The 15,022-nt window shown below is 61.6% G+C and carries 13 protein-coding genes; 4 read left to right on the top strand and 9 right to left on the bottom strand.

Annotation, left to right across the window (positions count from 1 at the left end; genetic code table 11):
* Positions 1–96: 96 nt before the first annotated feature.
* The 3 genes from F624_RS0129095 to F624_RS0129105 all read right to left on the bottom strand — a co-directional run bounded on the left by F624_RS0129095 (position 97) and on the right by F624_RS0129105 (position 3,393).
* Positions 97–870 (bottom strand): pirin family protein, encoded by a 774-nt coding sequence (locus tag F624_RS0129095; protein ID WP_169426717.1) that lies wholly within the window; start codon positions 868–870, stop codon positions 97–99.
* Between the two features lie 318 nt (positions 871–1,188).
* Positions 1,189–2,739, bottom strand: coding sequence for a linalool dehydratase/isomerase domain-containing protein (locus tag F624_RS0129100; RefSeq protein WP_031256666.1), 1,551 nt, complete (start codon positions 2,737–2,739; stop codon positions 1,189–1,191).
* Between the two features lie 90 nt (positions 2,740–2,829).
* On the bottom strand, positions 2,830–3,393 hold the full coding sequence (locus F624_RS0129105; protein ID WP_211224189.1) for an SCO family protein: 564 nt from the start codon (positions 3,391–3,393) through the stop codon (positions 2,830–2,832).
* Positions 3,394–3,504: 111 nt separating this feature from the next.
* On the opposite strand from F624_RS0129105, the gene F624_RS0129110 reads away from it, so the two are divergent.
* The 4 genes from F624_RS0129110 (at position 3,505) to F624_RS35180 (ending at position 6,336) form a co-directional block, all read left to right on the top strand.
* On the top strand, positions 3,505–4,170 hold the full coding sequence (locus F624_RS0129110; protein ID WP_019577913.1) for a TetR/AcrR family transcriptional regulator: 666 nt from the start codon (positions 3,505–3,507) through the stop codon (positions 4,168–4,170).
* Between the two features lie 535 nt (positions 4,171–4,705).
* Positions 4,706–5,065 carry a hypothetical protein gene (locus tag F624_RS0129115; protein WP_031256670.1) on the top strand — a complete coding sequence of 120 codons (360 nt, stop codon included), beginning with the start codon at positions 4,706–4,708 and terminating at the stop codon, positions 5,063–5,065.
* Between the two features lie 425 nt (positions 5,066–5,490).
* On the top strand, positions 5,491–6,066 hold the full coding sequence (locus tag F624_RS0129120) for a flagellar basal body L-ring protein FlgH (RefSeq protein ID WP_019577915.1): 576 nt from the start codon (positions 5,491–5,493) through the stop codon (positions 6,064–6,066).
* A gap of 114 nt (positions 6,067–6,180) precedes the next feature.
* Entirely contained in the window at positions 6,181–6,336 is a 156-nt protein-coding gene (locus F624_RS35180; protein ID WP_169426719.1) for a chalcone isomerase family protein, read from the top strand.
* 182 nt (positions 6,337–6,518) lie between these two features.
* On the opposite strand, the gene F624_RS0129130 is transcribed toward F624_RS35180, so the two are convergent.
* From F624_RS0129130 to F624_RS0129155, 6 genes are all read right to left on the bottom strand, one after another.
* Positions 6,519–7,724, bottom strand: coding sequence for an ABC transporter permease (locus F624_RS0129130; RefSeq protein WP_019577917.1), 1,206 nt, complete (start codon positions 7,722–7,724; stop codon positions 6,519–6,521).
* Positions 7,724–8,473 (bottom strand): ABC transporter ATP-binding protein, encoded by a 750-nt coding sequence (locus F624_RS0129135; protein ID WP_019577918.1) that lies wholly within the window; start codon positions 8,471–8,473, stop codon positions 7,724–7,726. Before F624_RS0129135 ends, F624_RS0129130 begins: the two co-directional genes overlap by 1 nt.
* The gene (locus F624_RS0129140; RefSeq protein WP_019577919.1) at positions 8,473–9,792 is read right to left on the bottom strand and encodes an efflux RND transporter periplasmic adaptor subunit; all 1,320 of its coding nucleotides are present in this window, start codon (positions 9,790–9,792) and stop codon (positions 8,473–8,475) included. The genes F624_RS0129135 and F624_RS0129140 overlap by 1 nt, the downstream gene beginning before the upstream one ends.
* Positions 9,789–11,285, bottom strand: a complete 1,497-nt coding sequence (locus F624_RS0129145; protein WP_019577920.1) for an efflux transporter outer membrane subunit — start codon at positions 11,283–11,285, stop codon at positions 9,789–9,791. The genes F624_RS0129140 and F624_RS0129145 overlap by 4 nt, the downstream gene beginning before the upstream one ends.
* A 178-nt stretch (positions 11,286–11,463) precedes the next feature.
* The gene (locus F624_RS0129150; RefSeq protein ID WP_051107580.1) at positions 11,464–13,857 is read right to left on the bottom strand and encodes an efflux RND transporter permease subunit; all 2,394 of its coding nucleotides are present in this window, start codon (positions 13,855–13,857) and stop codon (positions 11,464–11,466) included.
* Positions 13,854–14,966 carry a WD40/YVTN/BNR-like repeat-containing protein gene (locus F624_RS0129155; protein WP_019577922.1) on the bottom strand — a complete coding sequence of 371 codons (1,113 nt, stop codon included), beginning with the start codon at positions 14,964–14,966 and terminating at the stop codon, positions 13,854–13,856. Before F624_RS0129155 ends, F624_RS0129150 begins: the two co-directional genes overlap by 4 nt.
* Positions 14,967–15,022 lie beyond the last annotated feature (56 nt).

Genomic DNA, 15,022 nt, shown 5'->3' on the forward strand with positions numbered 1-15,022 from the left:
AACGACGATTGTCGGCCCTCCTCCCTGGTCGCTCACGATCACATCGGTGTGTCGAGCTGCGCTTCGTGGGCATGCCTTCGGCCATGAGATCCACTTTCAGCCGGTCAGGCGGCCCCTTCGCAGGTCGGCATAGGCGTCTTCTATTTCAGCTCGGGTGTTCATGACAAAGGGGCCGTGTGCGACCACCGGCTCATCGATCACCGGGCTGGCATAGACCAGCAGCCGCGACGCCTGGATCGCATGCAGGGTGAACGACGGGTTGGCTGACGGGTGTTGGCCTGGCGAAGGGGCCGATCCGATGTCCATCCATGCTACCTTCGGTGCCTGTATCTCCGTGCCCGCCAAGGTGACGGCACCAGACAGCAGCACGGCAAAGGCGCGCTCGCCTGCAGGCACGGGCACCTCCGCGTGGGTACCGGCTGTGATTTCGATGTCAAACAAGCTCAGGGGCCAGGTGCTGCCATGCGCCTGCACGGCACCGCCCCACCGCCCCGCATAGACACGCGCCTGCAAGCCCGGCGCTGTATGCACCGGCACGTTATTGACCCGCAGGTCCGTGTAGCGCGCGCTGACGTGTTTGAGGCGAGCGGGGAGGTTCAACCACAGCTGAAGCAGGTGAACCCCGCCGGGTCCAGGCATCTCGCTGTGCATCACGCCGTGGCCTGCGGTCATGAACTGAGCGTCCCCCGCCTTCAACGTGCCGTTCGCGCCCGTGTGATCGGTGTGTTGCACCTCGCCTTCCAGCACCAGGGTCACGGTTTCCATGCCGCGGTGCGGATGTGTGGGGAACCCCGCTGGGGGCGCGAACCAATCCTCGGCCATCAGCAAGAAGGGCGAATGCGCTTCGAACTGCTCGGGCGCAATGAGCAAGCGTGCGCTCTGCGTGGGCGCGCGCTGCATGACGGGTGTGGGGGCGTGTACGTGGAGGACTTGCATGGGGACCGACAAATGCGGCGGTGGATGTACGTGCAAGCGATGGTAGCGAGATCGTGCGACCATCGCCTTGGTCAGAAGGTCACATCCGAACCTGAGGCCTCTTGTGACTACCGGGATTCACGGAGTGCGCCTTCCAGACTCGACTTTGCGCCTGTTCGGGCGAAGCTCGAATGGGTCGACCTTCCCCTCGGCCTGCAATGGGAGAGTGGACGGCCCCACGGCCGCTCAGGTCGTTCAGGTCGTTCAGGTCGTTCAGGTCGCACGGAAGGCAAGCACGAACCGAGCAGAATCCGAAAAGTCGCGGCAATCCAGCCTCAGGCCATGCTCCCCCAGCTGCAACGACGGCAGTGACGTGTGGGCGATCGTGGCAGAGAAACCTTCCGCCACCTTCTGCCCCTCCAGCGAAAGCGACCACTGTCCGCGCTCTGCAAGGCGCCCAATCTGGACTTCGAAGCCGTTGCGGCTGCTCGCGCAGCGGCGCAGCGTGAAATGGAGTCGCTGCGTCGGCGCATCAAAACGGGCTCGAAGTACATCGACCCCATCGCCGACCTGCACAAGCGCTGGCTGGCAGCGCTCATCTGCGCCGATGGGCTCGTTATAGAGCTTCCAAAGCCCGTTCGGCACATTCAGGCTGGCATAGCCCAGAAGGGCATTGCCACACATCGGCTCCACCAGCGTGAGGTTGCCCTCCGCGTCGTACTGAGAGTCGTTGCGCGGGAAGTAGAAGCCACCGTCACGCCAGGCAGGCCCCATGTAGCGCTCGGCATGCCGCAGCAGGCCTGTCAGCGTCTCCTGGTCCCCCATTTCCGAGGCCCAGGTCGCAGCCCAACCAAAGTCGGAATCGTCGTTGACCACCTTCTGACCCATGATGAGCGGGCGCTCGACGGAGCGAACCGACAGGGCGCCGTCTTGGCCTTCGACCAACCAGTCACGCATCTGCGTTGGATAGTGAGCATGCACAAAATCACGGTTCCACATGTTCATGAGCGTGCCGCACCAAGCGTCAACCCATGGCGAAGGGCCCGCATTCGCGCGAACCGCACGCGTGTCCTGCGCCATCATCATGTTGTAGTGCCCGTTGGCATCCAACTGGCCGAACTGTGCCCAGGCCTTCTGGTAGCCATCGGTCACCTCGGCAGCAACCGATGTCCCATTGACCAGGTCGTACATGCGAAAGCCGAGGATGGCCGGCTGATTGCAGATCTGGAAAACGCAGTTGGGCTCGCAGGCAACGCCGAGGTAGCCACTCTCGACCATCTGCCAGTAAACGGTCTCGTGGAGGCTGTTCTGGTCGTACTCAAAGCGTCGCTCCTTTCCGCCCCAGAAGAAAGACCAGTACTTGAAGGTCAACGCACCAGGCGCGGCGTAGCGATCGTCGTCGAAAAGGTAGTTATAGAGCAGCGCCACGGATTGGACGTAGGCGCTGTACATGATGTTGTCGCGCCCAACCGGGTTCCACTCTTCCTTCAGCGTCTCGGAAAGGTGCATATTGAAGACGCTGCCGCCCTGACTGACGCGGGCCCAGTACATCCACACTTCAGGCAACAGGATTTTCTCCATGAAGCGTTCAAACACAGGTTTGAAAAGCCCAGGTGCCGCCGGCAGCCTGTGCCGATGCGCCAGCGCCATCGCATAGGCCATGTATGACAACTGAAAACGGTAGCCACCAAAGTCATCCTGCCCCGTTCCGCGGCCTTGCATCATGGACCAATCGTTCTGAGGTTGCCGCGAGAGGTTGGCGAAATGACGCAGGTGCCCAGCCTGGCGGTCAGTGAGGGTATCGAGAGCTTCTGGCGAGTTCATGATGTCTTCCAATTGGATCGTTCTGGCGGCCGTGCCTGGCCGTCATTCCGGCGTCAACAAGTCCGCTGGTTTCCTGCGATGCAAAGCCACTCACACCAGGTGCTCACGCAATCGATCAGCCACGGAATCGACGGTGAGCGCATCAGGAAAGTGAGTTTTGTACCGGCCGCCCGGGGCCATCAGATACGCGAATGCCGTATGCGGTACGACGTAACCATCCGGGGCGCTGGGGTCAGGCACAGGCTCTGCAAACACCCGGAAGGCTTTTTTGGCCCTTTCGACTTGCACAGGCGTTCCGGTGAGTCCCATGAAATTGCCTGGGTAGCGCGCCACGTAAGCGCGCATCGTGTTGGGATCATCACGCTGAGGATCGACAGTGATGTAGAGGGGCTGAACGCGCTGCGCCAAGGGCCCCAGGCGTTCAATGGCCGTGCCCAACTTCTCCAGCTCCCGAGGGCACACCACCTGGCAGTGGGAAAAGCCGAAAAAGATCAACATGTATCGGTCGCCAAAGCTCAGTTCGGTCACCGGCCGGCCGAAGTGGTCTGTCAATTCGAAGCGACCGTCGACCGGTGAAGGTAGGTTCGCCAAGACCGTCGCGCCAGCTTTGGCGCAGCAGCAAGAACTGACGCCTGTCATGGGTGTTTGAGTCATGACAGCCATCTTAATTGAACACGTTCATTTAGTGAAAGGGTATTCCCGCACCATCGCCTATACTTTCCCACGCGTACCCCACCAGAGCCTCCGTTCAGTGCGCCTTGATCCATGTCTTTTCGCCAATCCAAAGCCGAAGCCCTGAGCCGCGCACGCACCCCCGCGGACAAGGCCAAGGTACGCGAGGCATTTATTGCGGCGGGGCGAAAGCTCTTCGCGGATGAAGATCCGGCCACCGTCTCCTTGCGCCGCATTGCCGCGGCAGCGGGGTATGCGCCTAGCGCGATCTATCAGTATTTCGAGCACCAGCAAGACCTTTTCTTTCAGATCCGCGCGCACGACATGCAGGCATGCACCGAGCAGTTGCGCCAGCTGATTTCACGAGAGAAAAGTCCGGCGCAGCGTGTCCTCAAACTCTTCGTCGGCACTGCCGACTATTGGCTCAAGCACATGGAGGCGTTCCTGGTGCTCTTCCCCGCGCCCACCATGCGCCCGTCACCTGGAGTCCTCGGCGGCGAGCTGCCCTTCGGGCAGTCGGTTGCCGCGCAGGAAGGTCTCAACCTCTATTACGAGACGGTCGAACAGTATTTTCAGACGCTCGCACGGCCCCCGATGAATGTGCGATTGGCGAGCGACATACTCATAGCCGCGGTGCATGGAATGATCGTCTTTCCTTGCATGACACGAACCATGGACTGGTCTGACACCCGCACGATGGTGAAGCGACTGGTCACAAGCGTGGTGGCAGACTGGGGCCAGGGCGCCGCCTTGTCTTGACTCGCCGTGCGGGCACTGTGGATGCGCGCCGCGACGTGTGGACCCAGAGGTTTCTGCGCAGGTCAGGCCGCTAACGCATCAGCCCCAGCGGGAGTCTTCATTTTCAGTACCTGGTGAGATGCGCCGATGGCTGTATCGGCCAAGCATGGGTCTTTGAGCGTGTGGATCACGCGCTCATCCATCCCGTTCTGCGCAGAACGGCAGGGGTGGTCAAGTCCTGCTGAAGGCAGAGCATTTGCTCTCGCCTCGCTGCCCTGCCCTGCAGAGAGCCCCCCCTTTTCAGCGGCATGGCACTCGCGTTTGCTTTCCAATGCGCAGCGCCCACATCCCGTACAAACTGCCCCTGACAGTAGTTGGCTGCGAGCCACTTCGCCGACAAAACACCGCGACGCAATACGTACCAAGAAGATGTGTGTTTGTATTTCGATGCATGCTTTTTTTGTTGGAATTGAAGCGAATCCCGAGGACTCATCAAGCGCTGGTTTTCCAAGCCAAAACCTACGATTCAGACACGCCAACTCTCAAGAGAAAACGCGTGAGCACCATCCATACCCGCAGTGCGGCTTACCAGGTCAGCCCCAGTCACCATGAGACCAACACCAACGCCTACCGGCCGGTCGTCGCCAGTGCCGTCGACGCAGTCGACGGGGGCGCCGATACCGCCAGTGCAGTTCCCAATTTCAGCGCGGAGAGTTTGCAAAGACTCAGCAACGCCATCAGCGGGGATTGGCACGCAGTGGAAAGCCCGGGCTCCGCAGCGAGCGGGCCGGCCAGCGAGGTCAGCGTCGCCGCGCTCTCTGTGAGCGGCAGTATCAACGACACCGTGGTCAACATAAGCGCGTACGTGACCCTGAGCACGCAGGCGACCGTGCCCCTGCTCGACACCTCGGTCTGAGCCACGCCCCTGTCAGGAGATTCACCATGACGTCAAGGCAGACCCATGATCGCGCGCAAGCCGGCCAACCCCGCGCCCAGAAGACACTAACCCAGGCCCGTCTGGGCACACCGGGCTCGGGCGCCGCCGTAGGCTGCGGCTCGTTCCTCATCCCCATTCCCTTGCCAGTTGTGGCCAACGTCACAGGCATGCCCTTGCAGTGCCGCTCGGGCGGGCTCGTTTTGCCCTGTGATAACGCCCCTGGACACCGGTTCTGAATGACGCACCCAAGCAGCCGAGACACCGCCATGCCCCACTATCCCTCTGACCTCCCACACCTCAGGTGCCTGGCCCTGTGTAGCACCCTGGCCCTGCTGGCTGCCTGCAGCAATACCCCCGTCAGCACTGTGCCGGGGCCACTGACGGCAACGCCTATTGCAGCGCCAATGAATATCGAACGAGCCAACCCTGGCTCGTTGTTCCGCCCGGGCCAGACAACGGCCACCCTGTTCACCGGCCGCCGCAAGCCGAGCGCAGTCGGTGACATTCTCAAAGTAGACATCTCCGAAAGCATCAACGCCAGCAATGCGCTGACCACCGACAACAGCCGCAGCAATGCGATGAGCACCAAGGGCCCCGGCGTCAAAGGCGTGGGCAGCGGGATCATCCGCTCGCTGCTGAACTTGGACGCCAGCGCCAAGGGCAGCGATTCGTACAAGGGCAAAGGCAAGACCACCGATGTGAGCAGCTTCACAGGGCAGCTGACGGCCACCGTGATCAACGTGCTGCCCAACGGCAATCTGGTGGTGGCCGGTGAGCGCAGCGTGGCCCTCAATGGCGGCACGCGCACCCTGCGCTTCTCGGGCGTGGTGAACCCCAAGGACCTGACCACAGGAAACGTGGTGGCCTCGTCCAACGTGGCCAATGCCCACCTTGAGGTGGCGGGCCAAGGCGAGGTGTCCAAAGCAGCCTCGCGCAACGCTGAGCAACGCACGCAGACCAACAGCCTGTCCATCTGGTAAGGCCCACAAACCGAAGGCTGTCCCCTACCAACACAAGAAAGGAAAGGACATGACACAACGACTCATCCATCTATGCCTGTCCGCAGGACTGGGCCTTGCCGGCCTGGCATGAGCATGAGCTACAACCAGAACGTGACCCCTCTGCCTGGCCATGACAGGGGTTTCTACAACACCTTGCTGGCGATCTGGCTGGGCGACAAGGCCTCAGATTCGACGCTGCGCAGCAACCTGCTGGGCCGCCCTGCGGCATCACGCGCCGCGGCAGACTGAGCCACCTGAACCACCAGGGCCTCCGATGGCATCGGTACGGGGCTGGCGCATCCCAAGTTCAAATTCCATAACCCAGCATGAGGGGCCACTCGGGGTCGTCGAGCAGCGCTTGCGAGTCCTGTGTCTGCGGAATCCATCCGCAGACTGACCTCGTGTGGATACGGCCAGCACGCCGCACGCGCTCACTCGTGCCGCAGCGCTTCGATGGGGTTCAGTCTGGCCGCGCGCTTTGCCGGTGTGTAGCCGAAAACAATACCAATGGCCGCAGAGAACATGAAAGCCAGCAGGTTGATCTGTGCATCAAAGTGGTAGGGCAGCCCCATCAGGGATGACAGCGTGATGGAGACCACTGCCGCCAGCAACAGGCCGACCAGGCCGCCAACCGCCGACAGCGACACCGCTTCGACCAGGAACTGCATCAAAACCTCACGGGCCATCGCTCCGATGGCCAGCCGGATTCCGATCTCACGTGTTCGCTCCGTCACGCTGACCAGCATGATGTTCATGATGCCAATGCCCCCCACCAGCAGGCTGACCCCGGCCACCGCGCCCAGCAGGAGTGTCAGGATGCGCGTTGTGCCCGAGAGGGTGTCAGAAAGCTGCTTGGTATCGATGACATTGAAGTTGTTGTCCTCTCCATCGGTGAGATGTCGGCGCTCCCTCATCAGACGCTCGATGCGCCCCTTGACGATATCGGTGGAAAACCCCTGGCGGACAGAAATCAGGATGGCGCCAATATCGGTATTGCCCACGACCCGTCGCTGCAGCGTGGATATCGGCACCAAGACGAAGTCATCCTGGTCTGTGCCCGTCGAACTCTGACCTTTGGCCTTGAAAAAGCCAACGATCTGGCAACTGAAGTTCTGTAGCCGCAAATCGGTGCCCAAGGGCTTCTTGTCGCCAAAGAGCTCTTTGCGCACGCGGTCCCCGACGATGCAGACCGACTTGCCGCCTCTCAGTTCGGCATCCGTGAAACTGCGGCCATCCCTGACCACCCAGTTGCTCACCACGAGGTAGTCGCCATTGGAGCCCGTGACACTGGTCCTCCAGTTCTTGGCGCTGGAGATCGCCATGAGTGACGCAGTCACCATGGGCGCCACCCGATCGACACCGGTCACCTGTGAGCGCATGACTTCGATGTCTGCCTGCTTGAATTTGGGCGGCGAGGTGCTGGTGCCCAGCTCCATGCGCTGGCCGGGCATCACAATGATCAGGTTGCTGCCGAGACTGGAGATCTGGCTGGACACAGAGGCCGTGGCGCCGTTGCCCAACGTGACCATGGTGACCACTGCCGACACACCGATCACGATTCCCAGCATCGTGAGCATTGAGCGCATGAGGTTGCGCCGAATCTCCCGCAACGCCAGCAAGAAGGTGTTGCCCCACATCACTGGCCTCCACTGTTCTGCGCCAAGGAACGGATGCCGTCTGTCGGGGTGTCACTGACCAGCCGACCATCCACGAAATGCAGGATCCGATCCGCGTAGGCGGCCATGTCCGTTTCGTGGGTCACCATCACCACCGTGATCCCTCGATCCTGGTTCAGCCGGACCAGCAATTGCATGATCTCGTCGCTTCGATGGGTGTCCAGGTTCCCGGTGGGTTCGTCAGCCAGCAACAAGGCTGGCTCGGTCACGATAGCCCGGGCAATCGCCACACGTTGCTGCTGCCCGCCAGAAAGCTCAGCCGAGGTATGGTGCTCCCAGCCTTTGAGGCCCACCTCGGCCAAAGCCGCCTGCGCCAACTGCGCCCGCTCGACGGGGCGTTGACCTCGGTAAACCAGCGGTAGTTCAACGTTCTCCTGCGCCGAAGTCCGACGCAACAGGTTGAACCCCTGGAACACAAAGCCAATGTAGTTGCGACGCAGCAGTGCGCATTGGTCCTGGCTCAGCGATTCAACGGGGGTGCCGAAAAAGCGGTAGCTTCCCGAGGTCAGCGTATCCAGGCACCCCATGATGTTCATGGCCGTGGATTTGCCCGATCCGCTGGGGCCCATGATGGCCACGAATTCGCCGCGGCGGATCTCCAGATCCACATCGGTGAGCGCCTGGAAGCGAGTCGCCCCCTCGCCATAAGTCTTGCAGACCTTGGCGTAGGCGATGACTGGCGTGTCCTCTGGCAAAGGGGCCCGCGCCATCACTTTGAAGGCTCCCTGCCGTCCACAATCAGACGGTCGCCGGCCTTCAACTCCGCCGACAGCGTTTTCAAGACCTCCGTCATCCTGCCGTCGCTGGCGCCCACCAGCAGCCTGACCTCGGTGGGCCGGCCATCGATCAGCTTCCACACGGACTGCTCGCTGCCACTCGTGACAGACGTGCTGGTCTGGGTGGATTTTTGCTGCCGAGGCACGGATATCAGCAGGCTGGTCACGCTGCTGGTGGTCTGTTGCGACACCGGAGGCGGGGCGTATCGTAGCGCGGCATTGGGAACCAGCAACGTCCGCTCCTTGCGCAGGGTGACGATGCGGGCATTCGCCGTCATTCCAGGCCGCAGGCTCAGGTCTTTATTGCTGACCTCCAACACAGCCTGGTAGGTCACCACATTGTTGGTCGTGTCAGCGCCATAGCGCAGCCGGACGATCCGGGCCGGGAAACTGCGATCGGGATAGGCATCGACCGTGAAGTCAGCCAACTGCCCTTCCTTGACCTGGCCAACGTCAGCTTCGTCGACATTGACCTCCAGTTTCATCTGGGTAAGGTCCTGGGCCAGCGTGAAGAGTGTGGTCACTTGATAACTGGCCGCCACCGTCTGCCCGGGCTCCGCCGAACGTTTCAGCACCACGCCATTGATCGGCGATCGCAAGGTCGCCTTCTTGAGGTTGGTCCGGTTGGTGTTCAAAGTGGCCTGAGTCTCATCCACTGCGGCTACCGCGCTAGCTTCATTGGCCTGTGCCTTTTCCAAGGTGATCTGCGAGCCCTCCAGTTCACTTTTCGCAGGAACCATGCCGCCAGAGAGCTTCCATGCTTCCTCATTGCGTTTGAGCCCAGCCTGGGCATCCCGAGTGGCCGCCTTGTATTGCAGCAGCGAGGCCGAGGCCTTGCGCAACGCGCTCTCCGATGCCGTGACCTGATCCTGCAAGTTGCTGGTCTGTAGCTCCGCCAGGATCTGCCCCTGGGACACCGTGTCGTTGTCCTTCACCCGGACCTTGTCGATCGTGCCTGAGAGCTCGCTGCCGACATCCACCTTCGTCAGGGGCTGTAGATTGCCCGTTGCAGAGACCCGGACAACCAGAGCGCCAGTCGAAGCCTCTTCCGTTTCGTATTGCAGTCGCGAGGCGCCGGACTGCCACTTCCAGAACAACAGGCCACCCAAGGCGGCAGTGCCCAGCAGCACGGCCAGCATCCACTTGCGTTGTTTCAATGAAAACCGCGTCCCGCCCTGCCCGTCGCCCAACTGTTTGGCGACGGCATCGGCCGTCAAGGGCCGCGTCCGTGGATGCGAGGTATCTTGAGTCATGGCAAAGCCTGATGTTGCAATTTGAATTCATCGGAGGCGATGGCGCCTACCGTGGGCCCGGACCCCGTGGGCGATCCTGCGGCTGGGGCCTGAGCCAGTTGCTGTGTCCAGCCTCCTCCAACCGCCTTGTAAAGCGCAATCCAGTACTGAACTCGGTCGCGCTGCAGCGAGATGCGCTGGACTTCAGCGGAAAGGGCCGAGCGGCGGGCTTCCTCCAGCGTCAGCAAGCTCACCTTTCCGGCTCGCCAGTTGCTGTCAGTCGCCAGGAAGTAATCCCGGTACCGTGTCTCAGCAATCAAGGCATATTGGGCACGACTTGTGGCACTGTTCAGGCGCACGAGAGATTGTTCAACGTCCTTCACGACCTGGCGCACACCCTGCTGGTAGCTGGCATACGCGGAGCGATAGGCCGCTTGCGCATTCGCGATCGCGGCTTGTCGCGACCCTCCGTCGAATATCGGCAACGAGATCGAGGGTCCGAAGGACCAAGCCGAAGAGGGCGTGCCGGTCGTCGCCGAGAGGCCGACTGAGCCACTCAGCGACAGACTGGGGTAGAGCGCAGCCTGAGCCGCGCCAATTTCGGCGTGGGTGGCGGCCACTTCGCGCTCCAGAGCGCCCAAGTCAGGCCGCTGTCGCAGGACCTGAGCCGGCACGGCGGTGACGACGAACCCCCGAGGCTCGGCAAGACGACGCGGCGCCTGCTCCAGAAGTGCTCGCAGCGCGCCCTCCTCGGCGCCGCTCAAGTACACCATGGCCTTGACCAAGAGGTCGCACTGGGCCTGCTGAGCCAGCAAGGTGTCAGATGCGCTGGCCACGCTGGCCTGCGCCAGCGCGCCATCGGCTACCGCATCGAGACCGGCGCGGACCAGGGCAGTCGTCACCGTTTCGGTCTGTTGGTTGGAGGCCAGCGCGCGGTCATACGCATCGGCCAGCAAGCCACAAGCCTGCCACTGCACATAGACATCGGCCACCTCGGCCGCCAATGAGACACGTGTGTCGTGCCAATCCCGGGTGCGCGCCTCCACCCGGGCTGTGGCCGCCTCTTCGTTGCGCCGCAACTTGCCGAACAGGTCCAGCTCCCACGAACTGTCAAAACCGGCACTGCGTGCCGTTTGGACCACCCCCAAGGAGCGTTCCCGACTGGCAGAGGCCGAGGCGTTCACGGACGGCAGCCGCCCCGAGCGCACCGACGCCAACGTGGCACGGGCCTTCTCGATGTTCGCCCAAGCGATCGTCAGGCTGGGACTGCCTGATTCGCTCATCGCCACCAGAGTGGCCACGGTGGCGTCGTCGAACTGTCCCCACCAGTCATTGATTTGGTCGAGTTGGCCGCCATGGGGCAACGAGGCCTGCCAGGATGCCGGCGGGGTCATTCCTGGTGGGACATACACCTGCCCCACAGCACAGCCTGTGAGTAGAGTCCCGGCCAACACGATCAACCCCAAGGGGCCGCTCAGGGCAAAGGGTTGCATCCGAAACTTAACTAAACTCATGGGTATAGTTTATGCAGTCGGACTGTGGCGTCAAGGCCTTGCGCACTTCCGAGACGTAAAGCCTGATGAAGTGGTCGTATCAGAACTGTGTCAACAGCCTCTGACTCAGAGAGTCACGACGCCATGCGATCCAGGTCGATCACTGGGTGGCGCACGAAGGCGATGTCGGCAACGGAAGTCAAGCTGCATCCCGGACCTTGAAGACCATCGGGTTCGGAGAAATCCGCCCCACATGAGGGGTCGGCTTGAGAAGGAAATACGCCAGTGCCGGCAGCAAGACCATCGCACCCAGCATGTTCCAAAGAAACATGAAGGCAAGCAGAAGGCCCATATCGGCCTGGAACTTGATCGGGCTGGCCACCCATGTGATGACACCGATGGCCAAGGTCACACCGGTCAACATCACCACCTTGCCGGTGAACAGCAAAGCACGGTAGTAGGCCTCGGACAAAGTGCAGCCTTCACGCAGCCGGGCCAGTACAACAGACAGGATGTACAGGGCATAGTCAACACCAATGCCCACGCCGAGCGCGATCACGGGCAGGGTCGCGACCTTGACCCCCATCCCCAGAGCCACCATCAGAGACTCAGCGAGAACGGAGGTAACCAGCAAAGGAATGATCGCGACCAGGACGGCACGCCAGGAACGGAAGGTGATGAAGGCCAGCAAGGCCACCGCGGCGTAGACCAGCCACAGCATCAGGTTCCATGCGTCTTTCACAACGATGTTGGTGGCAGCCTCGATGCCTGCCGTTCCGGCAGCGAGGAGGAAGTGCGTATCGGCGGTGTCGTTGGCCGCAGCAAACTGCTGCACGAGCTGGGTCACTCGGCGCAGCGTCTGGGCCTTGTGATCGCGCAAGTACACATAGACGGTAAGAAGATTGCAACTGTCGTTGTACAAACCACGCGGCGCATTGGCGGTGACCGTGTTGACCATCTCCTGATTGGGAAGCAGTTCATACCAACGGGGGTTGCCTTCGTTCAGCCCCGTCAGCACACGTCGATTCAGCAACGCCAGGGTGTTGGTGGATTCAACTCCATCGATCTGGCGCAATTGCCATTCCAGATCGTCAACCTTCTGAACCGTCTGCAGGTGTGTGCATTCTCCATCGGGCGTCTTCACCATCACGGCCAGCACATCGCTCGAAGCGCCATAGGCCGCATTGAGGAACGCCACGTCCCGGTTGTAGCGGCTCGACTCTCGCAACTCAGGTGCGCCCGGATCCAGATCACCAATCGAAAGCCGGCTGCCGACCACCCCTCCCAGAACAAGCAAAGCCATGCCACCAAGAACCGCCAGACGCGCCCAGAAGGGCTGCGTGAAACGGTCAAGAAAGGCCCACAACGGGTGCTTTGCAGCACCAGCCTCATCAGCCAGCTCGGCCTGCAGACTGCGTCGCGCGGCGGCGGGTTCTACGCCCGTGTAGGACAGCAGAATGGGGAGCAGGATCAGATTGGTGAAGATCAACGCCGCCACGCCAATCGAAGCAGCGATAGCAAGCTCACGAATGACCTGAATGTCGATCACCAGCAACACGGCAAAGCCCACAGCATCGGCCACGAGCGCCGTCAGACCAGCCAGAAACAGGCGGCGGAAGGTGAAGCGTGCGGCCACCAGTTTGTCCGTTCCACGACCGATGTCCTGCATGATGCCGTTCATTTTTTGGGCACCGTGACTCATGCCGATGGCAAATACCAGGAAGGGCACCAACATCGAGTACGGGTCGAGTGCAAAACCCAAGGTCGGCAGCAGTCCCAATTGCCAAACCACCGCGATCAATGAGCTGCACACCACCAGCAAGGTGGAACGCGCGCACCGGGTGTACCAATAGACCATGGCAGCGGCGATGGCAACGGCCGCGGCAAAGAACAGCAACACAGCTTGCACACCCTCGATCAGATCACCCACCAGTTTGGCAAACCCGGTGATGTGGACCGTCACGCCTTGGGCCTCGTACTTGCCGCGCAGTCCTTCCAGGGACTGCGCAAGCTGGCCATAGTCAACCGGACGTCCGTCAGCTTGCTTCGTCATCAGCGGGACGTAAATCACACTGGATCGTGTGTCAAAAGCGACCAATTGACCTATTTCGCCAGAGCGTGCAATGTTCGCTGCCAATTGGCGCAAGCTGTTCGGCCCACCATCGAAGCCATCGGGAATGACCGGGCCACCTTCCAGGCCGTCCTCAGTGACGCCCGTCCAGCGCGTCGTGGACGTCCACAGGCTCTTCATTGCGTTGCGGTCGACACCCGGCAAAAGGAAAACTTCGTCGCTGAGCTGTCGCAGTGTTTCCAGATACTGAGCGTCGTAGATAGTCGCTTTCGGATTGGCGACGGCGATTCGCAGTGCATTCCCCAGGCCCCTGAGCTCAGACTGGTTTTGCAGGTAGTTCGCGACAAAAGGATGTCGGGTCGGGATGGTCTTTTCGAAACTGGCAGAGAGTCGCAAGTGTGTGGCCTGCCACCCAAGCACCAGCGTCACCATCAGGCACAGGAATACAACCCACCGCCGATGATTGAACAACAGGCGTTCCAGGACCGACCCGGAATGGCGATCAAATTCATCGAGATTCATGGCTTTTTTGCTTCCAGGCGAGAGGTCCCGCCCATTCCAACAGTGACGACATCGCCGCCCGCCATCACGGCAACCTGCGACAAGGGACTCAGGGTGGGGAGGTCCATGGCCTGCAGGGAGGAGCCATTCCGTGCCGTGAACAACTCTCCAGCCTGGTTGGCCAGAACCACCGAGCCATCCGGCAACGCCAAAGCGCTGACAAAGGACACCGGAGGTGCTCCAGCGAGCTTGTGCCAGGAACTGCCTGCGTCTTGCGAGAAGTACGCATTGCCACGCAAACCAGCGACCACCCAGCCGCCCTCGGGAGTGACAGCCAGCGTGAACCAGCTGCCTTCATAGGGCGACGTCAAGACCTGAAAACTTCGACCTGCATCCGTAGAACGCAGCAGCAGGCCTTGCTCGCCAGCAATCATCCAAACGGGGCCGTGGGCCCGGATCGCATAGAGATGCTGGGACTTTGGGTTGTCAAGGCGGTCGAGGGCACTGGTCCATGTCACACCGCCGTCGGTGGTTTCAAAAAACAGGTTGTAGGCACCTACCACCGCCGCGCGTTGAGGGCCGAGGATGACGAGGTCCAACAAGGGCTTATCGGGTCCGTCCTGCATGAGCAGGGCGGACTCCTTCAGCAACGCAGCAGCAGCACGATCGCCGGCCATCTGACGAGACTGGGCCGCGGACTGGGCCAGCGAGGCCAGCTTGCGGCCATCTGCGGCCAGTTGCCACGATTCGCCGCGGTTGCGGGTGACCAGGATGACCCCGCCATGCCCCACGGCAATGCCGTTCTGGGAGTCCGAGAACCCGACGGCCGTCAAGGTGGTGCTCACGGGTACGCTTTTGGCTTGGCGCCAGGAGCGCCCTGCGTCATCCGACAGAATGGCCACGCCGCGCTCGCCGACCGCCACCAGGCGCTTGCCTGCTTGCGTGACCGCCAACATGACACACTTTTCCGGATACCGCACGGCCTGAGCAGGGCGATCCAACGCGCCGAATTTGCCACTGTCAGATCGCTCACCAGGTTCCGTGGCCTTGCCAGCGCCGCTGAAAAAAACAGCCAGGCAGGCCGCGCTTGCGCTGAAGCGGCGCCGGTTCACCAATTCAAAGGGCTTCATAAACTTCGATTGAGACGGCCCAAGGCTGGGCGGGCAGCAAGAGGTCTCCAATGAAG

This window comes from Curvibacter lanceolatus ATCC 14669 (assembly GCF_000381265.1).
Taxonomy (GTDB): Bacteria; Pseudomonadota; Gammaproteobacteria; order Burkholderiales; family Burkholderiaceae_C; genus Curvibacter; species Curvibacter lanceolatus.

Excerpts from the sequence above, each read along its gene's own strand:
- F624_RS0129100 (WP_031256666.1), bottom strand. The coding sequence starts at position 2,739 with ATGAACTCGCCAGAAGCTCTCGATACCCTCACTGACCGCCAGGCTGGG.
- F624_RS0129105 (WP_211224189.1), bottom strand. The coding sequence starts at position 3,393 with ATGACTCAAACACCCATGACAGGCGTCAGTTCTTGCTGCTGCGCCAAA.
- F624_RS0129110 (WP_019577913.1), top strand. The coding sequence starts at position 3,505 with ATGTCTTTTCGCCAATCCAAAGCCGAAGCCCTGAGCCGCGCACGCACC.
- F624_RS0129120 (WP_019577915.1), top strand. The coding sequence starts at position 5,491 with ATGAATATCGAACGAGCCAACCCTGGCTCGTTGTTCCGCCCGGGCCAG.
- F624_RS35180 (WP_169426719.1), top strand. The coding sequence starts at position 6,181 with ATGAGCTACAACCAGAACGTGACCCCTCTGCCTGGCCATGACAGGGGT.
- F624_RS0129130 (WP_019577917.1), bottom strand. The coding sequence starts at position 7,724 with ATGTGGGGCAACACCTTCTTGCTGGCGTTGCGGGAGATTCGGCGCAAC.
- F624_RS0129135 (WP_019577918.1), bottom strand. The coding sequence starts at position 8,473 with ATGGCGCGGGCCCCTTTGCCAGAGGACACGCCAGTCATCGCCTACGCC.
- F624_RS0129140 (WP_019577919.1), bottom strand. The coding sequence starts at position 9,792 with ATGACTCAAGATACCTCGCATCCACGGACGCGGCCCTTGACGGCCGAT.
- F624_RS0129145 (WP_019577920.1), bottom strand. The coding sequence starts at position 11,285 with ATGAGTTTAGTTAAGTTTCGGATGCAACCCTTTGCCCTGAGCGGCCCC.
- F624_RS0129150 (WP_051107580.1), bottom strand. The coding sequence starts at position 13,857 with ATGAATCTCGATGAATTTGATCGCCATTCCGGGTCGGTCCTGGAACGC.
- F624_RS0129155 (WP_019577922.1), bottom strand. The coding sequence starts at position 14,966 with ATGAAGCCCTTTGAATTGGTGAACCGGCGCCGCTTCAGCGCAAGCGCG.